15 protein-coding genes are annotated in these 25,260 nt (G+C 46.3%); all 15 read left to right on the top strand.

All coding sequences use genetic code 11. The features are described from left to right. Nucleotides 1–34: 34 nt before the first annotated feature. The 15 genes from DFP95_RS17540 (at nucleotide 35) to DFP95_RS17470 (ending at nucleotide 25,186) form a co-directional block, all read left to right on the top strand. Nucleotides 35–901, top strand: a complete 867-nt coding sequence (locus DFP95_RS17540) for a flagellar hook-basal body protein (protein WP_115993947.1) — start codon at nucleotides 35–37, stop codon at nucleotides 899–901. Nucleotides 902–1,022: 121 nt separating this feature from the next. Beyond that, a complete protein-coding gene (locus DFP95_RS17535) occupies nucleotides 1,023–1,865 on the top strand; it encodes a flagellar hook-basal body protein (protein WP_115993946.1) in 843 nt (280 codons plus the stop codon). Between the two features lie 65 nt (nucleotides 1,866–1,930). Continuing rightward, nucleotides 1,931–2,167, top strand: coding sequence for a DNA-directed RNA polymerase subunit beta (locus DFP95_RS17530; protein WP_181907487.1), 237 nt, complete (start codon nucleotides 1,931–1,933; stop codon nucleotides 2,165–2,167). Nucleotides 2,168–2,290: 123 nt separating this feature from the next. Further along, a complete protein-coding gene (locus DFP95_RS17525; protein ID WP_115993945.1) occupies nucleotides 2,291–2,800 on the top strand; it encodes a CDP-alcohol phosphatidyltransferase family protein in 510 nt (169 codons plus the stop codon). Nucleotides 2,801–3,007: 207 nt separating this feature from the next. Further along, nucleotides 3,008–3,445: a 3-hydroxyacyl-ACP dehydratase FabZ gene (fabZ, locus tag DFP95_RS17520; RefSeq protein ID WP_115993944.1), complete on the top strand. Its 438-nt coding sequence runs from the start codon at nucleotides 3,008–3,010 to the stop codon at nucleotides 3,443–3,445. A 33-nt stretch (nucleotides 3,446–3,478) separates the two neighbouring features. Beyond that, on the top strand, nucleotides 3,479–5,182 hold the full coding sequence (locus tag DFP95_RS17515; protein WP_115993943.1) for a phospho-sugar mutase: 1,704 nt from the start codon (nucleotides 3,479–3,481) through the stop codon (nucleotides 5,180–5,182). 22 nt (nucleotides 5,183–5,204) lie between these two features. After that, complete coding sequence (locus DFP95_RS17510) at nucleotides 5,205–7,250, top strand: DUF5693 family protein (protein WP_115993942.1); 2,046 nt, start codon at nucleotides 5,205–5,207, stop codon at nucleotides 7,248–7,250. Nucleotides 7,251–7,789: 539 nt separating this feature from the next. Further along, the gene (gene csaB / locus DFP95_RS17505; protein WP_115993991.1) at nucleotides 7,790–8,989 is read left to right on the top strand and encodes a polysaccharide pyruvyl transferase CsaB; all 1,200 of its coding nucleotides are present in this window, start codon (nucleotides 7,790–7,792) and stop codon (nucleotides 8,987–8,989) included. Between the two features lie 181 nt (nucleotides 8,990–9,170). Beyond that, nucleotides 9,171–9,941, top strand: a complete 771-nt coding sequence (locus DFP95_RS17500) for a WecB/TagA/CpsF family glycosyltransferase (protein ID WP_245987711.1) — start codon at nucleotides 9,171–9,173, stop codon at nucleotides 9,939–9,941. Nucleotides 9,942–10,077: 136 nt separating this feature from the next. Further along, nucleotides 10,078–11,208, top strand: coding sequence for a glycosyltransferase family 4 protein (locus DFP95_RS17495; protein WP_115993989.1), 1,131 nt, complete (start codon nucleotides 10,078–10,080; stop codon nucleotides 11,206–11,208). A gap of 161 nt (nucleotides 11,209–11,369) precedes the next feature. Beyond that, nucleotides 11,370–15,581, top strand: coding sequence for an S-layer homology domain-containing protein (locus tag DFP95_RS17490; RefSeq protein ID WP_115993941.1), 4,212 nt, complete (start codon nucleotides 11,370–11,372; stop codon nucleotides 15,579–15,581). 572 nt (nucleotides 15,582–16,153) lie between these two features. Then, nucleotides 16,154–18,919, top strand: coding sequence for a hypothetical protein (locus tag DFP95_RS17485; RefSeq protein WP_115993940.1), 2,766 nt, complete (start codon nucleotides 16,154–16,156; stop codon nucleotides 18,917–18,919). Between the two features lie 118 nt (nucleotides 18,920–19,037). After that, nucleotides 19,038–21,098, top strand: a complete 2,061-nt coding sequence (locus DFP95_RS17480; RefSeq protein ID WP_115993939.1) for a hypothetical protein — start codon at nucleotides 19,038–19,040, stop codon at nucleotides 21,096–21,098. 140 nt (nucleotides 21,099–21,238) lie between these two features. Further along, on the top strand, nucleotides 21,239–22,747 hold the full coding sequence (locus DFP95_RS17475) for a sugar transferase (RefSeq protein WP_181907486.1): 1,509 nt from the start codon (nucleotides 21,239–21,241) through the stop codon (nucleotides 22,745–22,747). A gap of 15 nt (nucleotides 22,748–22,762) precedes the next feature. Further along, nucleotides 22,763–25,186 carry an O-antigen ligase family protein gene (locus tag DFP95_RS17470; protein WP_115993937.1) on the top strand — a complete coding sequence of 808 codons (2,424 nt, stop codon included), beginning with the start codon at nucleotides 22,763–22,765 and terminating at the stop codon, nucleotides 25,184–25,186. The last annotated feature ends 74 nt before the right edge of the window (nucleotides 25,187–25,260 follow it).

Genomic DNA, 25,260 nt, shown 5'->3' with positions numbered 1-25,260 from the left:
GTCACGGATTTAGCGTATATGAGGAGGCTGCACCATGTTAAGAGGTCTGTACACGGCCGCATCGGGGATGTTAGCTCAACAGCGACGTCACGATACGATTACGAATAATATCGCCAACCTCAATACACCGGGTTTTAAGAGCAGTAATGCGGTTACGCGTACTTTTCCCGAGATGCTGATCTCCGTCATGGGCGGAGCCAATCCGCCGCAAGGCAGCTTAGGCAAGCTAAGCTTAGGCGTATTCGCGGAAGAGAACCTGATGCAAATGAGCCAAGGCGATCTGCAGCAAACGTATCGCTCCCAAGATATGGCTCTTGTATCCGATATTCTGGTCGACGGAACTCCGTTCGACGCATCCGGCAAATATGTGAACGAGGACGGCGAAGTCAGCTACAAGCCTCAAGCCTTTTTCTCCGTATTGTCGGCCCAAGGAGAAGAAGAATACACGAGGGACGGAAGCTTCAAGACGGCGCCGGACGGGATGTTGCTCACTTCGGACGGGCTTCAGGTCGTCGGCACCGATGGACAACCTATCTTCGTGAACGTTTCGTGGGAACAAGTCGCCGTTTCGGGCGATGGCAGATTGTTGAGCGCAGTTGACGGATTACCGCTAGACGGTGCGCCTCAACTTCGTATCATGCGAGTGGACAATCCCAATCTCTTGATTCGTCAAGGCGACGGACGGTTCAGCTATGCGGGCGAACCTGCCGGGATCAGACAGATCGCAGCCGAAGAACGGGTTGATGTCCGGCAAGGATATCTGGAGCGTTCCAATGTGGATGCCGCCCAGGCATCGGTAGACTTGATGGCGGCGCTTCGCGCTTACGAGGCGAATCAGAAAGTGATTCAGGCTTACGACAGCAGTTTGCAGAAAACCGTTAACGATGTAGGTCGGGTATAATCGGACGAGAGAGCACCAGAAGGCCCGGCTGAATGCAAGATTCGATGTCGATTCAGCTTCCCGTATCACTCCGTGATCAAAAGTTGACTTATTGAACATCCTTATTAGGAGGAATGCCTAAGTGAATAACTCCATGATCACTGCGTCCGTCTCCATGGGCGCCCTTCAACAAAAGCTGGACATGCTTGCCGATAATGTCGCCAATTCCAATACCGTCGGTTATAAACGGAAAACCGCAGTGTTTGAAGATATCATGACTAGTCTTAACCCTCACGTGGAGGATTTTAATCAGCCCGGGAGACGGACTCCGCTCGGTTTCACGCAAGGATGGGGCGCGAGAATGACCTCCTTGCAAACGGACATGTCCCAAGGAGTTCTGCAACGGACGGACAATATGACGGACGTTGCGATTGAAGGCAACGCACTGTTCGAGGTACGCACCGACGGAGACATTAACGGAGCCAGGGCGTTTACCCGTCACGGCCCCTTTCAATTGATGCCCGACGCGAACGGAGACCGCATCTTGGTTACTAATTCGGGCCAGCAAGTCGTGGGAGATACGGGAGCGGGCGATGATTTCATCCGAGTTCCCGAAGGATATAACCTCACGATAGCTACGGATGGAACGATGACGGCCGTCGATAGCGCGGGAACCGACTCGATCAACCTGGGTAAACTGAAATTGGTGGAAGTAACCAATCCCGTGTTCTTACAAGCGTTGGCGGACAATTTGTTCGGAATTCCCGCGGACATTAACCCGGAGGACGTCGTTCGAGAGATTGCCCCTCTTCCTAACGGAGAGACCGGAATAGCCGTTCGGCAAGGTTACGTGGAGCAATCCAACGTGAATATGACCGACGAAATGACCGATTTGATGATCGTGCAACGCGCGTATCAACTAAGCTCAAGGGCTCTTTCCTCAAGCGAGCAAATGATGGGAATGGCGAATAACCTACGCGGTTGATAAGCGACGGCGGAGCGGTCAGTCCATGATTCTCCGCGCTGCGCGATGAAGGAGACGAATTCTTCATGACAGCTACCACCCGTTCGAACGAACCCGGCAAGCGTTCCTCCTCCGGAAGAATGATCGCGCGAGTCGTTTGGATGAGCATTAAATTGTTGATTATCCCTGTATTGTGCGTGGCGGCGCTAATCGTTGGTTTGGCGATCGGATATGTCGTACTCGGGGACAAGCCGCTGTCCGACGTGTTCGATTTCAACACATGGAAGCATATGTATGATCTCGTGTTCGCGGAGGGCGGCTGATGCCTGGCCTGCGCCTTGCAACCGGGACGGCAACTCCCCGGCTTCCGCGCTCGGGGAGTTTTCATTTGTAGGGGTGAGCGGTATAATAATGGGGAACTTTAGAGAAATGGGGGATGACCGGGAATGAACGTACCCAATATGTTGACCTCGTCCCGATTCGTGTTAATCCCCCTGTTTTTGGTTTTGTATTTAAACGATAAACCGATCGCCGCGTTGTGCACTTTGCTTGTTGCGGGAATTACGGATTTTCTGGACGGATTCATCGCCCGTCGGAGCGGACAGGTGACAGTCACCGGCAGTATGCTCGATCCCCTAGCGGACAAACTGATGATGTTATCCGTTATTTTGGCTTTGCTGATCAAGAGCGCCCTCCCGTTATTGGCATTCATCGTAATGGCTTTCAGGGAGACGGTCATGATTATAGCGTCGGCTATCTATCACTTCAGAGGTTTAAAAACCGTACCGGCCAACCTATTGGGAAAAGCGACTACGGTTATTTACTATGTTGCGATAACGTTGCTATTTCTCGATCAGCCGGGCGGAGTAACCGTGTTATGGATCGGGATTGCTTTATCTTTCGTTGCTTCGGTTATATATTTCATGAAATTCAAAAGTTTGAACCGGGCATCCTAAAGATATCGCGCAATTCAAGGCGTATCCACAAAAGAGCCCGCCGCCGGCTAGAGTCGGCGGGCGGCGGTTAGCTCTCTTATATCAACCTTAGCGACTGCAGCTCGCATCGGGGGTGATTGTATTATTTGCCGCCGGTTGAAGCCTTATGCACCTGCCGCGGTACCAAATCGCAACGACATGCGTTGCCTATCAATGGAGGAATTAATAATGTTGGACATCGTACAAATTCAGGAGCTGATTCCGCACCGCCCCCCTTTCTTGCTTATAGACCGAATACTTGAGCTTGAACCGGGAAAACGGGCGGTAGGGCTTAAGAACGTCACGATGAACGAACCCTTTTTCGTCGGACATTTTCCGGGATATCCCGTCATGCCCGGCGTACTGATCGTTGAAGCTCTCGCTCAAGTCGGAACGGTCGCCATGCTGGCACTGGAAGAAAACAGAGGCAAACTGGGCTTCTTCGCGGGCATCGACGAATTTAGGTTCCGCGGTCAAGTGAAGCCGGGAGATACGCTCATTCTGGAGCTCGAAGTGACGCGTTTGAAAGGGCCTATCGGCAAAGGGCGCGGAACGGCTCGAGTCGGCGACACGGTCGTTGCCGAAGGCGAGCTTATGTTTGCGTTGTCGGATCCGTCTAAAGCATAAAGCACAAAACATAGAGACAGGGAGAGATCAACCATGGCTATGAATCCGCAAAATCTATACGAGGCTTGGCTCAACGATCCCAGCATTGACGTACAAACGAAAGACGAATTACGGGGAATCGAGGGACAGCTAGGAGAAATCGAAGATCGATTCTATCGGGACCTGGAATTCGGAACAGGCGGTCTTCGCGGCGTCATGGGCGCGGGTACGAATCGAATGAACCGTTACGTCATCGGCAAGGCGACGCAAGGCTTCGCGAATTTCCTGCTCGGCGAGTCTTCTTCGCCTTCGGTCGTGATCGCTCATGATTCCCGTAGCAACTCCGACGTTTACTCTCTTGAAGCGGCATGCGTGCTTGCGGCGAACGGAATCCGTACTTACTTGTTCCGCTCGCTGCGTCCTACCCCGCAATTGTCTTTTGCCGTTCGGGATTTGAAGGCGACTGGCGGTATTGTCGTAACCGCAAGCCATAATCCTCCGGAATACAACGGTTATAAAGTCTATGGGGCGGACGGCGGACAATTGGTGCCTCATCAAGCCGAACAGGTCATCAATCAAATTCGTCTCGTAGAATCATTCGACCAGGTGAAAAGATTGACTCAAGCCGAAGCGGAAGCGCAAGGACTCCTTTGCTGGTTGAACGATGACGACGACGCTCGCTTCATCGATACTGTAGTTGCCCAGACCGTACAGCCCGAAATGCTGAAGAACGGAGCTGGCGCCGCTCTAGGCGTCGTATTCACGCCGCTTCACGGAGCAGGCAACATTCCGATTCAGCGGGTGCTCGAGCAAGCCGGATTCTCGAACGTGCGAGTCGTATGGGAGCAAGAGCAACCGAACGGAATGTTCCCGACTGTCAAATCGCCCAACCCGGAGGAGCAAGAAGCCTTCACTCTAGCCATTAAGCTGGCAAACGAAACCGATGCCGACATCATCGTCGGAACGGATCCGGATTGCGATCGGATGGGCGCTGTCGTGAAGAACGACAAAGGGGAATTCGTCGTCTTGACGGGCAATCAGTCCGGAGCGCTCATGGTCCATTATTTGCTATCGAATTTGCAAACTCAGGGTAAACTACCTTCTAACGGAGCCGTCATCAAGACGATCGTAACGAGCGAGATGGGGGCGGATATCGCTTCTTCGTTCGGTTGCGAGGTTTTCAGCACGCTGACGGGCTTCAAATATATCGGCGAGCTGATGACCAAATTCGAAGCCAGCGGCTCGCACGAGTTCTTGTTCGGATACGAGGAGAGCTACGGATATTTGACGGGTACATACGCCAGGGATAAGGACGCGGTCGTCGCTAGCCTCCTGATCTGCGAGGCGGCCGCCTACTACAAATCGCAAGGCAAAACTCTCTACGAAGTGCTGCTCGAATTGTATGCTAAACACGGTACTTATTTGGAAAAGCTGGAGTCTCGAACACTTAAAGGCAAGGACGGAGTCGAGCAAATCGGTTCGATCATGAACGATTGGCGGACAAACCCGCCTAAGGAAATCGCTAACGTCGCGGTATCCCGGTCGCTCGATTACGCGCAGGGGCTGGATGGATTGCCGGCGGAGAACGTCCTGAAGTTCATGCTTGCGGACGGTTCTTGGTTCTGCTTGCGGCCGTCGGGAACCGAGCCGAAGATCAAGGTTTATTTTGCGGTACGCGGCACGGGTTTGGATGAGGCAACGGCTTCCTTGAAGCAGCTCGTACAAGCCGTCATGGCACGTGTGGATTCGCTGGCATAGTAGAAATGAAGGAGTGACCGTTGTGCCCCAGTGGTTGAATACTTGGAACGCAAGACTGGCAAAATGGCTTTGGTGGGTCGTGCTTCTTGGCGTCGTGGCGGCTCTGCCCGTGATGTACGCAAGAGTGCAGACGGAATCCTCGGCGGACGAAGTCGCCATCGTGATGGATTACCGCGATTTGTTGCAGGTCGGGAATACGCAAGCGAATCCGGAGGCGTTCGTCCAGGAGAAGTTAAAGCAGCTTAAAGACGCGGGCGTTAACGGCATGGCCGTATTCGAGAGCACTCTCGAAGAATTGTCCTGGGCAGGCGAGATTAACGTTTACAACGCGTCTCAGGCTGCGCTGCTAGAAGGAAAAATATCCTCTCCGCAGGATAATGGCACGTACGTCATCTTCAATAAGCCGGAGCACGAGCAGACGCTTCGTCCGATTATTGAATGGGCTTTCCGCCATCATGGCGCCGAGGTAACGAATTGGTCGATTAATGACCGTTCAGGACTGAGGTTGAACATGGGTTATGACGATGCCTACATTCGTGCGATGCAACCGAATCCGATCGCGATGAAAGCGCTGAAGGATGCCGGGTTTATGATCGTTCCGCGCTTGTCGGACCGCTTCGAGCGGTTCGATCCCAAAGAAGTGGACAAGTGGCTGCAATCGTTCCAAGAGCTGGGCGTTACGCGCGTTCTCTTCGATGGAGAAGCCGTCACGGGCTTCGGCAAAGGGCTCAAGTTCGGCGGAGTGCGGACGTTCGCCAGCGAACTCGAGAAGTACGGGATCGGCGTCGGTATTTTCGAGAATTTGAAAATCCCCCAAAAAGGGATGGCCAGCTTAGCCAATATTCTCAAGTACGATGCCATTCGCGCGCATTCCGTAGGCGAAGCGGAAATGACCGTCATCAAGAAGCCGGTACTCGAGGATCGTCTCGTATTGGGCGTCAAAGACCGCAACATCCGCTTGCTCTATCTGAACGCGGCGGCGGTTAGGGATTCGACGAAAGGCCAAGTCACGTACCCGTTCGACAATATCATCGACGTGCTCCAAGGGGACGAAGATTCCGTAGGCGTCGTGAAGCAGCTGAAGGATTTCGGATTCGAGATCGGGGAACCGAAAGCGTTCGAGGTACACAAGGCTCCGCAGGAAATGTTATTGAGAGGGTTAGCGGCACTGGGGGCAATCGCGTTGATCGCGTTGACCTTCGGACTGTTCATCCCGTCGCTGCTGCTGCCAGCGCTTGTCATTGGAGGGATCGGCGGAGCGGGACTATACGTTCTTAGCTCTACTTTAATGGTACAAGCTTTGGTGCTGTTCGCGGCCGTCGCCGCTCCTACCGCGTCTGTCGTTCTGCTGATTAAACGAATCAGAGTACTGAGGGAAAGCTCGGAAGGACACCCGATCTCGGGTATACGGAGATTAGGTGGAGCAATCTTGCTCCTGGTCAGGACGACGATTTTGTCGCTTGCGGCTGTTCCTTTCATCGTGGCTCTTCTCAATCATGTTTCGTATAGCTTAGTGTTGCAACAATTCCGCGGCGTCAGCTTGCTTCACCTCTTGCCGATCGCTTTGGTGGCGCTCTACGTATTCTTATACGGATCCGGCGATACCGTGCTGGGCAACGCGCGCAGAATTCTATCCATGCCGCTGACGGTTCTCTGGATCGTAGGCATCGGAATTCTCGGTGCGGCCGGTATGTACTATTTAACGAGAACGGGAAATTCCGGCCAAGTGTCGGGAATTGAGATGCAATTCCGTTCGATTCTGGAAAATACGTTCGGCGTTCGTCCCCGCACGAAGGAATTTTTGTTGGGACATCCGCTGTTCTTCGCCGGAATTTTCTTGGCGCTTCGGTATCGTTGGGGGATGGTGCTCCTTATCGCGGGAACGATCGCGCAGCTCTCGATGGTCGACACGTTCGCTCACATCCATACGCCGCTTCTGTTGTCCATTATCCGTATTTTCCTCGGACTCGGCATCGGCGTCCTGATCGGACTCGTCATCATCGTCGCCTGGCAGATCGCCGAGAAAATCTGGACGAAATGGTTCCGGAGCTCGGGGCAGGCGGTCTAAAACAAACAAATCTATCCCCTTCGCTCAGGATTCCGGAAGCGGCGAGGGGGATTTGGTTTGGCGGTAGGCTTGGTTGAGGGAAGTTGCGGGCAGGTGTTGATGGGGACAGCAAGGTGGAATGAGTGACTGAGTGACTGAGTGAATAGTATCAATACTAAGTGATGGCGTAGCGTTATTTTATATAGTACGGAAATATTATTGCGAATAAGATGATGCGGTAACGTTAATACGATTGAATGGTTGTGCTCATGGAACTCGTATAGCGAATAGAGCGATGACGTAGCGTTATAGCGAAATATTTTGTGCGGAAACGTTAAATAAGATGTTGGGACAACTTTATTTTGATAGTGTTTGGGATTATTGCGCTTGTTATCGAATGATTTATAATGAAGCGAAACTTTTGCGAGATTGAATTTGAAGGTAATTTGTAGGAGACGCCGTGTTTGAGCATCCTACGATATACATATAGTCGATTGGGGCGGAGAGACATCGGACAGCGTGGAGAAGAATTAGCGACGAACGGGCGGAAAAGGTACCGATTGGTTCTATCGGGTTATTACGGCTTTCGCAATAGCGGTGATGAAGCGGTACTTAAAAGCATACTGACGGCATTGGCGGAAGCGGCGAACGATGCGGGAATCGTCGTCGAGCCGGTCGTGCTCTCCGGCGATCCGGAGTGGACGACAAAGCAATACGGCGTTGAAGCCGTAAATCGCACGAAGCTGGGAGAAGTACGCCGCGCGCTGAAAAATAGCGACGGATTGATCAGTGGCGGGGGGAGTTTGCTGCAGGATGCGACGGGACTGGGCTCCATTCCGTATTATCTAGGGATCATGGCAATCGCGCGCTGGTGCGGCAAACCGACCTTCGTATACGCCCAGGGAATCGGACCGGTTAACCGGAAGGTATTTCAGCCTTTCATCGCGCGCGCTTTTAAGCGATCCGCCTACGTGTCTGTGCGAGATGAGGAATCCGCAACGCTGTTGAGACGTTACGGGGTTCCGCCGGTCAAGATCGAAGTGGTTCCGGATCCCGTTATGGGGTTGCCGGCGGGATTGGATGTCGGTGAAGAGAGTGGGAAGCTTGAGGGAGTGCTTGGGGGAGCCCAATCAGGAGCGAGTATAAGCGAGACGAAGAGTGGGAGTGTAAATGAATCATCGGTAGAGAGTGTCGGCGATAGCGCCGCCGACGGGGAGGACACGCGCCCCTTGGTTGGCGTGTCCGTCAGGTTCTGGCGCAGCGACCGCGCGGATCTCGACCGCGCGGCTGCGGCGCTTGAAGCGCTGGCCGGACGCCATGCCGTCCGGCTGCGCTTCCTGCCGTTCCATCGCGGTGCGGACGAGGATGCGTCGCGCTACGTGATGGAACGGCTAGCGGGCTCCGGGGTCGCAGCGGAGCTGGCCCCGGCGCACGATGACCCGCAGCTGATGCTGCGGGAGGTCGGCCGATGCGCGCTGCTCATCGGGATGCGGTTGCATTCGCTGATCTATGCAGCGAATCGGAACGTGCCTCTGCTTGGGCTGTCGTACGACCCCAAGATCGATCAATTCGTGCAACGTCTCGGCCAGCGCGCCGTCGGCACGACGGAAGCCTTGGATCCCGATTTCGTCGCCGAGAGTGCCGCGGAAATTCTAAGGGATCCATCCGAGTGGCATCGGTCCTGCGACGAGGCGATTCGACGCCTGAAACAGGATGCCGCGCGTCCTTCGCAACAAATTATCGATTTCATACGTAATTAGTATTGGAAGCTGTCAACATTCGCCATAAACTCACTATTTTCACATTCGTACATTAAGAAAACCGCAGAAACGATGAAAAACGTCTCATTATAATAAACAGGCGGAGGCTATTGAGCTAAGCTATGAAGTAAGCCTTCCGCTGAATGTTCGCAATTAAACGACATCTGGAGAGTGACCGCGATTGAATCCCAAGCCGAAGCCGTATCCAACGGTTTCCCTTTACGGAATACCCTTTTCCAAAATGAATATGAAAGAAACCGTGAACTATCTCAAGCACGTCATTGAAACGCGCCGTCCGCATCGCGTCATTACCGGTAATCCCATCATGCTTATGGTCGGATTGGACAACCCTTCCTTCCATCATACGTTGTCGACGGCGGACCTCGTCGTTCCGGACGGAGCGGGCGTCGTATGGGCGGCGCGTCGGCTTAAGCAGCCGGTTCAGGAGCGGGTTGCGGGCTTCGATCTCATGCACGAGCTGCTGGAAGAGGGCGAACGGCATCAGTGGAGCGCGTATTTGCTTGGTGCGTCCGCGGATATCATACAAACAGCATATGAGAAATTGAGCAAACAATACCCTGGCGTGCGTTTCGTCGGGTACCGGGATGGTTATTTTACCGATAGGGACGATGGAGAGGTCGTTGCCGGCATCAGGGAGGCTAATCCGGATCTGTTGTTCGTGGCCCGTTCCACGATGAATCAGGAGCCTTGGATCGAGAAATACCAATCCGTGCTCGGAGTTCCGGTCGTCATGGGCGTCGGAGGCAGCTTCGACGTCATTTCCGGCAAGCTGAAGCGCGCCCCGGCATTGTTCCGGAAGATGGGGATGGAGTGGTTTTACCGATTGCTGCAAGAGCCTACCCGTTTCAAAAGAATGCTGGTATTGCCCCGATTTGCGCTCAAAGTGATTAAAGACGGAGATAAAGTCCTGAAACACAACAAACAAACGTGAAAACTTTCATGAAAATGATCTAAATCGTGAAAAACGGCGGAAAACGACTGAATGTTCACCTTGTTGAATTCCTTGTGACGGGAGTATAATTCATTCCGGTACAGAAAAAGGGGAGTTGTAAATGGTGTCGGGTTGGATGATCGGAATTTTAATCATATCCTTTATCGTGGCAACGGGTCTTGCGCTCGTACTTACGCCGCTAGTTAAGAAGCTCGCGATCCGCATCGGCGCGATCGACGTGCCTAACCAACGTAAAGTTCATACGAGAATTATGCCCCGTCTGGGCGGCGTAGCGATCTATGCGGCGTTCACTGCGGGATTATTGCTTATATTGCCTTTCGTGCCGGAAGGCACGCTTAGCGCGTACGACCGCAATCTTATCAGCGCGATGCTTGTAGGCGGTACTTTAATCGTATTGCTCGGAGCGCTTGACGATAAGTTCGATTTATCGGCGAAGCTGAAGTTGCTGGTACAGATCGGCGCGGCGTGTATCGTCGTTTTCGGCTTTGATATTAAGATCAACTTACTGAACATTCCATTCGGCTCCGCAATGCAACCGCTTGGCGAATGGCTAAGCATTCCGCTCACGATCTTCTGGATCGTCGGCGTGACCAACGCGATTAACTTAATCGATGGTTTGGATGGTTTAGCAGCCGGGGTTTCCGGTATCGCGGTCGCAACCATTCTCGTTATGGGTATTATTATGGGCAACACGACGGTTATTTTGCTATCGGCGGTATTGCTCGGCGGCATTATAGGATTCTTGTTCTTCAATTTCCATCCCGCGAAAATATTCATGGGGGACTCGGGCTCGCTATTCCTCGGTTTCGCCTTGGCTATGCTGTCCATGCTCGGGTTTAAGCAAATTACGATCGTTTCCTTCGTTACGCCGTTACTCATCATCGGCGTTCCACTGTCGGATACTTTCTTCGCCATCGTTCGCCGGTGGGTTCAGAAGAAACCGATCTTCGCTCCTGACAAAGGCCATCTGCATCACTGCTTGCAACAGCTGGGTTTCAGCCATCGCAAAACGGTGCTGATCATCTACGGAATCGCGACATTCTTCGGTACGTGCGCGATCGTTCAGTCTGCCGTATCTAGCTCCGGATTAGGGAATTGGATAACCTTTATCGTTATCTGCGCACTGGTGTTCTTGTTACAGATCGGCGCGGAATTGATCGGAATCGTCGACCAGACCCGTCGTCCGGTCCTCGACCTTCTGGCGAGAATTCGCATGAAGCCTCAGACTCAATCCCGGGGGAAATAACGGTACTTATTATTAATAAATTCTAATGACAATAATAAATCCCCGTTCTCATTTGAGAATCGGGGATTTTTTTATTGATTTCGCCTAAATAATCCTCCCTTCCCGTCCGATAACAGAGGTACACCCTTAATGCCGGGAAGACACGTAAGGAGGAAATTATTGTGTTTAGAAAACTCAGTGCCGTATTTCTCATGGTCGCGCTGTTGCTTCAACTGTTTCCAGCCCAACCACCAGTAGCGAACGCGGCCGTCGGTAATGGCAGCTTCATTTTCCCAAGCGAGAGCTCTGACCCCACCTCATACCGCATTACGACGGATGCGCGGGTGACTCTTCAAGGATCCATTAACAATGTCAATGCATCAACCATTTCTTACAGTATTCATCAGATCATCGATGATAAGGGAGATACCGATCCGACGAATGATATAATCGGAACGTCTAAGCTGGATCAAACCAGCAATGTCTATAATGAAGGCAATGCGATCACCATATTTAATATCGAGCTTTTCCCAGGTAAGAACAAGATTACGTTTAAAGGTCTCCAAGGGGGGGGCGAAGTCTCTGATTCCTTCTATATCGATTATAGGAACGGACCCGTGTTCTACAACTTGCTGGCTCAGATCGACGGACAGGCATTCCCTGTCAATGAAAGCAAAACGACTGTTGTTTACTCCAATGCCTCCAAGGGTCGGAGCACTTACGATATCAGCCTCACCGGTAACGCCCCGAATGCCCAGAACGTAACGATTATCGTAAATGGCAACAGTAAGACCTATAACGTTAATCCAAGTAACAATAACAGCTTCGTAGCATCCCCTGTGAACTTGAAGAAAGGGAAAAACCTCGTGACGATCCGAGTGAAGAATAATTCACAGACACTCGAAACCACGCGCGAGATTGCTTTCTATAATGGCAGCGTTACGTATTACGACGTTAACATTACAGAAGGCACGGCGGTCGGTTCTCCGTTGGAATATTACCCCAACTATAATTTCTCTACCATAGGTAATGTTAAGGTTACGGGAAGCGTTATTGTTCCGAATTCGGAGTACGCGGATGTAATCGCCGGACCGATCCTTCCCCATCCCGATCCCTCATGGCCCGCTGCGACACCCGACACGTTGGGCTCTAAGCGCGTTAAGGTAAATTATTCGATGGCTGGAACAAGCGTTTCAGGTTCCGTATATGCAACCGTTGATTCTACAACATCAAAGACGGATAAATTCTTTATCTATTCCTTTACTTTAGATAACACTGCTATAACTCCCACTGGAGGGTTTGAAGAGGATAAACTATACAATCTCCAATTGTTGTCGGACAATGAAGTGAATAAACACTTGAATGTTACGCCTGTTCAAGAAGGAACCAGCAGTCTTGGATTTACTTTGCAAAATGGAACAAAGCCTTTTATTTACGAGGTCAATTACCTCCAATCTTACAACGGCACGAACTATGAGAACATCACTGGCGGAGCCCTTGAAGGTTCCAATATTTTCTCTATGCCATTCGCGGTTGAAGTTTTGATTGGCAATCCGCTCGCTACGTATTCTAATACCGATAATCTCATATCCATCCCAAGCATTAAGGATATTGCAGGGAAAACATACTTGGAAGATGATACTTCTGTTCCATATGTGTACAAAAGAGTAAATAGTAAGCCAACTGATATAACTACCGTTACTAAGATGGTAAACGGAGTAACAAAATCCTTTTACCGCGTTGTATATGAACTTTCGAAGATGCCGGTAACGGGCACGCAGACTCTAAATTTTAAGATGAAGGCTGCTGCAGCTTCGAGCGCAATAAAACCTATAAAGGTAAACTTGTTGTATGGTCCATTCGTTAATTATGATAAAGCTGTAGATGGCATGGTCATCAATGTAGATACGACAATAGACCCGGGCCTTCAGGCAACAGAGGTTATGACGACAAAATTAGGCGATTTAGCGGGTTCATTCAAAAACATCGCAAATACGAGCAAAATTAGATATGCGCCTGTTCCAGCAGCCGGAGCTGTTCCTGCTCAGAATCAAACTGTGTTTATGTACATCAATAACTCGCTTGTTCCTTTAATTCAAGGAACGGCAGTCAGTGACTTTAAGTTAAATTTAAGTACAGGTGCAACAGGAACTCCTCCGGGAACTATGAGCTTGACGGATATTTACAACAAGTTCTATTCCGGAGAGAATCAGATCAGAATCGTATATCAGACGGAAACGGACTATTATGAGAAGGTAATCAAAGTAAGTTTGGTTCCTACGAATCTACCCGTCATTCCTGCGCCAGGTACATCCGGCGTTTTCCCTTACGGAACGCAATACAAGGATGTTCCTCTGGCGAATGATCCGAACTTCCCGATTCGAGGCAGCATCTACTCAACGACTCTTTCAGAGATGAACATTTTCGGGACTTTTGACTTCTTGGATCTCGGAACGGATATGGTAAATGTAACTCCCAAGGTAAATACCATGCGTGCAGGGACGGCGGCTAATTATATATTGAAAGTGACTACGCCTGGAGCCGCAGATCAGCGTTGGAGTCTAAATGATTCCTTTCAATTGATTAAAGAAGGAAAAGTTATTGCAACAATTCCTGCTTCATCCTCACCAACAACACCAGCCGCTACTAACTTAACGGTACAATATAACTTAGATTCGCAATCTTTCTCATTCATTATGCAAGGTGAGAAGCTAAATGCCGACGGTAGTTCCAAAATATATAATTTCTTCGTCTACAACAGCGGCGAGACAGGCCCTCGGGCAAGCTATAGGTTAGAAGTCGATCCGACGGCTATACCTTACAGCGTACTTCGCCCTATTCTGCCGGAGAAGAATACCGTAAATCAGAACTTTATCGAAGTCGTCATTGAAGCACCGGGCGCTGAGAAAGTCCTTATCAAAGGCGGGGACATCAAATCGACCGAAATGGAGAAAATCGATTTCGATAGCGATAATAATGGAACAATCGATTATCCGAATGCATACCGAACATTCGTCACCGGTCTTAAACCGGGTAAAGTCAATGAGATTGAATTAACAATCTCGAACGGTACAGATGTAACAAAAGACAGTATAGAGATTAAATATGTACCTGCGAATATTCCAGGCGCTGCTTTCTTGGAGACAATGAAATCTAGCCACAAGCAATTTGACAGCAGTTTAACTTTAACTTTCCCTAAAGGAACGACTTTATTAAGAACGGATTATAATGTACCGCAGAACCTGAAAAATCAGATTTTCGACGGGCATCAACTAATGTTCGCTATCGCGAATCCCGAAGATGGAGTCGTTGACCGTCATGAGTACGAAACTCTTCCGGCGAACTTCGATTTGATTTTACAGAGTTTCGGAACGAGATTTAACGTATCATATCCGACTCATTTCATTAAGTCTAGTCCGGTATTCTGGATTGATGCAGGACTTGCTGATGATCCGTCAACGACGGCCTATGATCCTTTGAAAATGGGAGTAGATCCATATCAATTCCCAGGCGCGAAGGGTCCGGATGGAACGGATATCCCTACCTATGACAATCGTCCGGACAACCGCGAACTTGTCGCATCAAAGATTGGTACTCTTGAATTGAAGTATGATCCCAATATGCGGGATACGGTCGGTACGATTATGACAGTGCTTCGTTACGACGTGAAGGGCAAGTACTGGGAGAACATAGGCGGAGTCGTAGATACGAAAAAGCACACAGTTAAAGTGCCTTTCTCGCAGTTCGGTTATTACGTCGTAAGTAAGATGGTGTACTCGTACTTCGATATCACGCAGCATCCATATGGGAAAAATTTTTTAGAAGCGATTTACGCAAAAGGAATAATGAATCCAGTAAGCTTTGATCAGTTCGGAGCAGATATCTTCACATCACGCGGTGAGTTTGCTCGAATGATGGTTAAAGCGATCAATCTTCCATTAAACTACGAATTGAGCAAATCGCATTTCGATGATGTTCCGTATACCATTAACCCGGATGGGTTATGGGATTTCCGGTATGTAGAGACTGCGGCTCGACAAGGGCTAATCAAGGGAACAACGCCTCGGTCGTTCGAACCGAATGCTTCTCTATCAAGAGAACAAGCGGCAGTCATCATCGCCCGTACATTAAACTTGAAGCTTGATACCGATGTCACCAAGATCGACAAGGATTTGCAAAAACAATTCAAAGATTACGCGCAAATCGATTATTATGCTCGGGCATCCGTGCTTGCGGTGGCTAAGAAAGGATTTATCTTAGGCTCGCCAGTAGATACTACGGATCCAAAGAAGGGTTCAGTTTTTGAACCTAAATCCAGCTTGCTTCGTTCCGATTCGGCTATTATCACGGCTAGGTTGCTTGCAGATCAGAAGCGCTTGCCCAAGATTAGCTAATTAAGTCCAAGAACAAGCATCTTCTCCCATATCTGCATGGGAAAGGTGCTTGTTCTATTTAATGCTTCAACTTGGTTCTATAGGAAATGTTTTACCAATGACGAACACTCAAGTCCAAGCTATACTAAAGTAGCGATATGCCCTTACATATGCCTTTACATCAAGGCAAAGGTTCAGTCGTGGAGTAAAAGGTTAAAAAAAGTTAGAGTAAAATGAGCAATAACCGCAACTTTTCATAACGCCGTGCGTTTAACATGTTGAGTCTTGCAAGAGGGACTCGGAAACAGAACTTCTAGTTTCTCTATCAAAATCTTCTTTACGCTATACAAGCGCCTCATGTATAATGGGGAAAGTGGCATATTTTACCCTGCCCAATTTGCGCTTGGATTCGATTCTATTCTACCGATTACAAGTTTCTGCGACATGATCTACCACAATAGACATGACGACAGACATCAATTATAGACAATGCTCTACTCAAGGAAGGGGGTGAAACACCGATGAGAGATTCGAGCTATAATTCTTACACACAAACAAAACAGATACATTCTCGAGGAGGAGAAAAAAAGGTTATGAAAAAAAGTTTATCCCTTTTACTCACATTTGCTCTAGTGTTCGGCCTGTTCGCCAACATGGCGGCTGCTGCTGAAACTCCAGCTAGCGCAGGCAAGTTGCTGCAAGACGCTGGTGTCATTAAAGGTAGCCCGTCCGGAGATCTTCTTCCAGACGCTACATGGAAACGTCAAGACCTTGCAGTTCTTCTTTCCCGCCTTCTTGGCGTAGAAAAAGAAGCTGCTGCTACTGTTAAGTCCCACACTTACAAAGACGTTCGCGGAACGTTCTACAACGGTTACCTTTCTTGGGCTTTGACTAACAAGTACCTTGAAGGTGCTTCCGCAACTAGCTTTGGTTTCGACCAATTGCTGAACAACCAATCGTTTGCTGCAGTAGTATTGCGCGCACTTGGCGTTGATACAACTGGCGCTAACTACGACAAAACTCCTGAACTTGCTGTAAAAGCTGGAATCCTTCCAGAAAGCACAGTATGGACAGCGCCTGCTAAACGCGGCGAAACTTATGTTGCTTTGGTAGCTGCTCTGAACGCAGAAGTTAGCCCTGGTGTAACACTGGGTAACAAACTTGGCCTTAAAGGCTGGGAAGTAACTGCTGCAACTGCAATTTCTTCCGTAACTGCAACTGGCGCTAAAAAATTGACAGTAGCTTTCAATGGTACTGTTGATACTGCAAAAGTAAAAATCTCGGTTTGGAATGGCGCTAACGAAGTTAACTCCAAATCCGTAACTTTCTCCGCTGACAAGAAATCCGCTGTAGTTGAGTTCGCAAACAACTTGCTTGCAGCTGAGTACACTGTCAAAGTTGAAGGCGTAGCTACTGCTGCTCTTGAAGCTAAAGTGAAAGTTGAAGCTTCCAAAGTAGTTAAAATCGAGTTCCCGTCCGACAAATTGGTTATTGACAGAAACAACCCGCTGAAAGGTTCTATCGCTTATAAAGTATTGAACCAATACGGTGAAGATGTATCTTCGAGTAATGCCGTTCAAGTTACCAGCAGCAAAACTACTGGTTCTGTAACTGAGAACGATGGCAAAATCGAAGTAACAAGCGCTAGCGCATTAGTTCTTGATGAAAAAGTACAAATAACTGCTCTTCATTCCGGAACTAGCACATTCGCTTCCGTTACTGCCGCTGTTGCTCTTCCAAGCCGTATCAGCAAAATCGATATCGTAAGCTTGGTAGGACCAGAAGGTAAAGTGCTTGAGCAAACTTCCTCTGTTACTGATTTCAAATTGCTTCTTGATCTGCAAGACCAATATGGTAACTCCGTAACTGATGTAACCTACTGGGCTACTGACGTTGCTACAAGCGTTCAAGGAACATCGGTAACTTTCGGTACTCCTGCTAAAGATTCTAATGACGGCAAAGTTTACTTGCCAATTACTGCAATCTCCAATGTAATTGCTGGTACAACTACTTTGAACATTCTTTCGATCACTTCCGGAAACAAAGACAGCTTTGATGTCGTTGTTAAAGAAGCGGTAAAAGTTGATTCCCTATCTTTGACTGCACCATCGGTTGCTCCTAAAGGCGAAACGGTTTCCATTCCGTTCACAGCTCTTGATCAATTCGGCAATGCGGTTAAACATCCATCCGGTCTTACATTGACTGCTAACGGCGCTGGCGCTGGCGGCGTTGGTGTACCAGTAACATGGGACAAAAACGTAGCAAAAGACACAACTGCTTTGAATGTTGCAATCAGCGAAACTGCTGGTAGCACGATCGTTATCACTGGCGTTACTTCTACTGGTAAATTCGTACAGCTTTCTTTCAACACTGTTGATAAAGCAGTACCAACAACTGTAGGTAGCGTTAAAGGAATTGATGCTCTTCTAGTTGGTGCTACTAAAAAAGTAACTGCTGCTGACAATGTAGTAGTTAAAGATCAATACGGTCGTGATGTTACTGACCTTACTGGTTACTCCATTAAAGTAGCTACATCCGGTAATGCTGTTACAACAACTGATGCTAGCTTGCCTGCTACTTTCACGGCTGGCACAAGCAAAGGCACTACTACTGTTACACTGTCCTTGGTTAAGCTGAACACGGCAGCAACAACAGACGATGTTGAAGTTGCTAATAGCGCACTTACTTTCAACTTGAAAGCTGTTGCTAAATCCGAGATCACTTCTTACGAAGCAACGATCGGCGGCACTCTTCTTGACAATGGCACTCCTGCTACCTACGGCAAAGAAGTGAAAGTTACAGGCGTTCTAGCTGATGGCACTAAAGTTACTATCCCTTATGCAGGCGGCGATAACTACAAAGTTAACCCATCTGTTAATACTGTAACTTATAATGTTGACGCTGATGGAGCTGTTAAAGCGTACGCTGTAGGATTCTTCCCTGCTGCTGACACGAACAAAGACGGCGATGCTGCGATTGTTGTCACTGCAATTGGTGATACCAATACTCAAATCATAACTGTCCCAGTTAAGGTTTCCAATAAAGCATCCGTACCAACAACTCTTGAAGTTGTTAATAACGGAATTGCTGAAAAAATCGATACTAACTATGTAGCAGTATCCGCAACGGCTATTCATGCTGCTGGCGGTCTTGCTAAACTAGTTGATGAAGCTGTTAAAGCTGTTGACCAATATGGTGTTGAGTTGAAAGATGGTACTGAGCCTGCGTATAGCAACTACGCGACTAACCTTCCTTCAAATCAAAACCTTGGCAACATCGAAATTGGAAAAACATTTACTGTAAGTGCAGTTACACCAAACGGTGTAGCAGTCAGCTTCAAAGTAATCGTTAAAGCTTAATAATTATCAGGCATTAATCGAAAGAAGCCGAACTTTGTTCGGCTTCTTTTGTTTTTATAGAAACTTTTATCCTCTAAAAAGCGTTATATATGTTATAGATCTTCAAGGAGGTAAAGGCATGTTGTTACTACGAAAGAGTAAGCTGCTGTTTATATGTTTAACGCTGGTCTTCATGTTAACTAGCATCATCTCAATAGGAAACAAAGTTGAGGCCGCGCCGGTTAACAAACCTACGATTGGTCAGGTGAAGATTGGAACGAAAAGCTCTATCGTCGTCAAGAACGTTCAATTGATTCCGAGCGATGATAAACAAACGTTAGCATTCACGATTCAGATCGTGAATAACGAAAATAAACCGATCATGTTCTACGATTATTGGACGAAGGTGAAGCTTTCCAACGGAGCCACTATCCCAGTTAAGCTAGCAACCAATAACGCAAATAAAAGCGAGATATCCCCTAAGACTTCTGCAGAGTATACGTATGTGGGTACAGTAAATAGGACGACTAAATACACGGATGTACTTATTCAACTAATTAAATGGGATTTTAGCGTAGCGAATTATACACGTGTTTTAGGTACTATTAAGATGCCGGCTACATATACGCCGTTAAATAACGCAAAAAATATATTCATCGAAGGAACGAAGTTATGGGTTGGTTATAAGAATTTTCAATCCTACCAGCTAGAAGACGAGAAGCGTACGGAATTCGATGTTGAATATACGAATTTAGGATATAGAACGGTAACAATTCCCAAGTATAAGTATTATTTCATCACTCCTGATAAATATGTGTATGAGGTTAATCCTGTTAAAACGGAAGACGTTAAAATTCAACCTAAAGCAAAGGTGAACATAAAGCTTAAGCTCGTAATTCCAACAAGCGTCAAAGTGACGACAGGCAGTGTAGCGATCGTGTATAATGATGAACAGTCCAAACTTGAGGTTCCTTTACTGGCATCGCAAGTCAAACTGGCTACGACGGTAACCACGGACAAAGCCGAGACGCTAGGAACCGAGAAGGGCTTTGTAATGGACAATAATAAGTATGCGATTCGATTAGATTCGGTACAACAATTGCCTCTCGAAGACGAGAATATTATAACTTCAAAAGTTACCGTACTAAACAAATCATCCGAGGTTCTAACGATACCTGATATTATTGGCGTTTATTATTTAGATGGAGTCGCGATTGCTGCGGACAAAGTGAAGAAAACCCAAATTACTTCAGGTGTGGGAATACCGGCTAATGGTTCCGTTGAATTAGCCATACACACGAAAGCAGCATATAATACAGTATATAATTCAATTAAATTAGAACTGAGCAATCAGTTAAAGACGGGTAGCGAAGAGGCATTCAAAGAAAAAATTACGACTTACGAAGTGCCAAAAACTTCGTTTGCGAATTTCTCGAATGTCGCCGTTAATGATAGTGCAGTATTTAATACTAACGGCAAATCTTCAGGGTACAAAATCAACAGCATTCAAACCTATGAAGGTATTAATTCATACCTTTACAATGTATTGCTGGAAGTAGAAAATAAGGATGGTAGAGCTGCGGACTTAAGTAAACTTGTCGCATATTTCAAAGGGCAAAATGAGAGCTATTATCCGATGAAAATATCCGAAGTTAAGGATAAAATCAATCCTAACGGGAAGATTCTTATATCGCTTTCCACAAAAATTCCGTCTTATTCAAATACCAATGCAATGAAATTGGTGCTTGGCGAGTTGATTGACGAGAATACTTACCTTTCAGCATCGGAGTTCGACTTGCCTTCCGAAATCCAACCTGATAATGATGGGAACTTGAAGAATCTTAGCGTCTACCCATACAAACTCAGCATTAATGCAATGACGGTGGATCTAGATAGGAATGCGACGCTCAACATTCAATATGACCTATCAAAATCAAATGAATACGATGTTGTTCCCGACGGGCATAGTATTGTAGTGGAGTTAGTCGATAAAGATGCAACCTACTCGAAAGAATATAAATTTGATTCGGATTTGATCTTAGGCACGCAAAAGCAAACGTTGGTAGCAGAAATGAATATTGATAATCCCAACACTAAGATGCTTGAAACGGATGGATTTAAGATTAACATCTATGATCAATACGAGGGGTATAAAAAACTATTAGGAACAAGAATGGTATATACAATTTACATCAAATAACGCCAAATGGGTTGGACAGAGTTATTTCTGTTCAACCCATTTCGACATTAAGTTATAAGATTATTCAGGATTAGACACGTGAGGCTTGAAATTATGTTAAACTATATCATATAGACAGTATAAAAATGGGGAAAACTGGTATGCATTATAGCGACTCATTAAAGCAACAAACCACATACAAAGAATCGGCATATCATGTGGGAACGATTGCGGAACACAGAGTAAAAGCGGACAGAATCAAACAGATGGTAAACAGAATAATCCTAGTAGGAAAATACTTAGGGTTTATTTTTACTTTCTATATATTGATGACAGTTAGAGTGCTCCCTACCTATGATCAAGTTACTCGATATAATCCAATCGCATGGTCAAAAGAAGTAACCGTCTTTAATGTGTATGTCGTTTTTTTGGTAATTCTACTCGCGATACACGGATTTACATTAATACAGAATCAATTATTTTCAGGAAAAGCCGATCGATCAATTTTGGAAGAGTATATGTTTGAATTCCGCGCAATCGTCTTTTCATTCCTCATTACCATTGGAATTACTTTTCTATTAAAAACGACATTCCTATATTCAAGGGTAACATTGGTGTTATTCGTTATTGCCATGTTGTCGGAAACTTTGATATGGCTAGGTGCAAAACGATTGATCATGAGCTCGTTATATCGCCGTGGATCCCTTCGGAGCAATATTCTTATTGTAGGCGCTGGGAGAGTCGGTATGGAAGTTCAGACTAAAATTAGCGAATTCAAGGGGAATAAAAATTGCATAGTAGGTTTTCTGGACGACAATAAAGTAGGAAACGAAGTTATCGGTAGAACAGAAGATTTAGAAAAAATACTTAAAAAAATAAGAGTAGATACGATTTATATTACAATTCCTTCTGAAAAACACGTGATCGAATCAATGATTCACACGATATATAAATACGATGTGGATATTAGAATCATTCCTGAAATGTTTGATAGGATGGCTACGGTATTTGCATTTCGTAACGATCTGGAGTATCCATGTTTGCAAATAGTCAAGACTCCACTAAGAGGGTTGAACGTGCTTCTCAAAAGAGTGGCAGATATCTGTGGAAGCAGTTTTCTATTGTTGCTTTTGTCGCCGCTCCTAATTGTAATTGCAATTGCAATAAAAATAGGCTCGAGAGGCCATGTATTCTTTAAGCAACAGCGTATCGGGAAAAATGGATTGCGATTTTACATGATTAAGTTCAGATCAATGCGTGAAGGATCTGAGTTTAATAAATCAGAGCTTATTAATGACAATGAAGCAACAGGGCCAGTATTTAAAATGCGTAATGATCCTAGAGTGACTCCTATTGGACGGATTCTAAGAAAATATTCTTTAGACGAGCTTCCGCAATTGTGGAATGTACTGAAAGGGGAAATGAGTCTTATTGGTCCAAGACCACCTTTACCTGAAGAAGTTCAAAGTTATACGGACTATCACTGGAGAAGAATGGATGTCTTGCCAGGTATGACAGGCCTTTGGCAAGTAAGCGGAAGAAGCGATCTGAATTTCGAGCAGTGGTTAGACCTTGATATTTATTACATTGAGCGCTGGAGCGTTTCATTAGAAATGAAAATATTGTTAAAAACAATACCCGCAGTGATTAAAGGTGACGGGGCATACTAATAAGGAGTGTCAAACTTGAAGAAAAAGACAGGAATTAGCGGGATGGATTGGTATGCGTGGACGTGGATGGGAATCCTTCTATTATTGGCGATAACAACTAATGGTATCTTTCAAGGGATTGGAGTGCATAAAGGTAGTCTGATCATCTATTATGAGAAGCCGGTTATGTATAGCGTAATGCTATCACTAATAGTCCTGGTATGGATAGTGGCTCACTTCTATCAGAAGAACTTTCAATTCGAACGACGAATGATTTATGCAGCGATTGCATCAGTCATATGCTTGGTATACATAGTGAGCAGTTTTAATGCAGAGTCTCCCTTTCTTTCCCATATAGGCGTTCTTATTAGTTTAGTTATTTATATTTTCTTCGTTGCAGGTACATTCTTGATCCAGTACGATAAAGTGATTAATCTATTCCCCAAAGTATACTTGATTTTTGGTTATATAATCGTTATTTATGGATTTCTTAATTTATTGGGGAACATCTATTTACTTGACTCACTAAGCTTCATTAACGGCGTAAGAATAACATCCATATTTCAGTATGCAAACTCATATGCAGTTTTATTATTAACATTATGGATTGGGATCTTAATCGAGCTGATCCGAACCACTAATAAATGGGCACGAATGCTTCACGGTATCATGTTGGTTCCTGTTTGTATTTCATTCCTGCTTACGCTGTCACGTGGCGCTTTGATTGTTTTACCTATTGTAGCTATTCTAATTCTATTGCTGTTCAAATTAAAACAGCAGGTTTTAATGCTGCTCTATTCCATACTGGCCTTGGGCTTGTCCCTAGTTCTCTATACACATTTAGAAAACGTAGGGACAGAGGTCTACCACAAGATTCAAGAGGCTAACGCCCAACAACTGCCTTTCGACACGAAGTCCGTTTTCTCTTCGCCGTCTATTGGATCCTGGGTACTGATAGCTGTTGTTTCTATAATAATGACCTTCATAGTAATAGTAATAACAAAATACGTAGATCCCTATCTGACAAAGAAAATAAACAAATTAACGATTTCTTGGTCAAATATCATTGTTCCGTGCATACTATTCGTAATTGTATTGATTGGCATAGTCGCAATAACAAGTGATTTTATGACCCAGTTACTACCAAGCGTTATAAGATCAAGGGTTGAAAACATTAATTTGCAGACACACTCGGTATATGAAAGATTAACGATGTACGGAGATGCGATAAGGATGTCGAAACAGAATCCGATAATAGGTGCTGGAGCAGGGGGCTGGGATGCCCTGTACGAACGGTACCAATCGTATTCCTATATTAGTGGTCAAACACACGGATACCTTACGCAATTGCTAGTAGAAGTAGGCATACTAGGTCTAATCGTGTACCTAAGCGTGATAGGTATCGTCCTCTACAGCTTTATTCATTTCTATCGCAAGTCGAACGAGTCGGAACGCATTAAGATGGTTTTTTACTTTATGGTACCCATTACAGTGTTAATTCATTCCTTGATTGATTTTGAAATGAGTTATATCTTATATTCCGTTCTCGTATTTCTATGTCTTGGAGTTCTTGCCGGAACACAGCGTCAAAGAATTGTGCTTAAATTAAACAAGGCGACGCATCTAAAGTTGAAATGGGCGGGTTTTGTTTTAACATCTATTTTGGTTATCGTAGTTGCCGTATCGTCCGGGAATCAGCTATACGCTGTGAATAAATTCGAAGAATCACAAAAGGCGATTATTAATAAGCAACCCTTCAATGAGATTGTTGAGCCGCTGGAGAATGGTTTGAACAAAGCACCTGGGCATCCAGCATTGCTATATCAATATTCATTTTTAAATTACAGCGCCTATGAGCAGACTCAGGATACTAACTATCTTCAAATTGCTCAAGATTATATGAAGCAACTTAACGATAAGGAACCTAATTATCGTCAATCCGTCGAACTGGGATATATGATTTCCGAGAGTTTGGGGAAAAAGAATGCCACAGAGATATTATTGGATGGTGTACGTAGATATCCATATGAACAAGCGCTTTATGACCAGGCTGCTGCAACACTGCTAAAAAAATGGGAGGATTTGCGTAAGGAAAATAATTCAGAGGCGGATATTGTTTCCGGGAGTATCGATAAATTATATAACGAAATGATCCGAAGAGAAAAGATAATTCAAGATCTGCCGGATACTATAGGATTGCTTAGAACCATTGTCTTAAGTAATACCGTTCGCTTAGCTGTCGGGAAAATAAGGTACGATGAACAAGATTATGAAAAGGTAGAACAATTGCTGAAAACTGGAATAAAGGATGATATTAGCAAAGAGGAAGATCGAATAGTGGCGAGGTATTATTTAGCCTCACTTCTGCAGCAAGGAAAAGACGATGAGGCATTGCATCAGAAGTTGAGTGCCACGGATCCAAATGAAGAAGGAGAAATCCAGACGCTACTTAGCAAGTAACACTCGAATGAAGCTAATATGTATATATTACTATTCGGTTAATTTACGATAATGGTGTGTTATAATTACAAGAA

It is taken from the genome of Cohnella lupini, assembly GCF_003386205.1.
Classification (GTDB): domain Bacteria; phylum Bacillota; class Bacilli; order Paenibacillales; family Paenibacillaceae; genus Cohnella; species Cohnella lupini.
The sequence above is the reverse complement of the archived record's forward strand: the minus strand, read 5'-3'. Positions and strand labels throughout refer to the sequence as shown.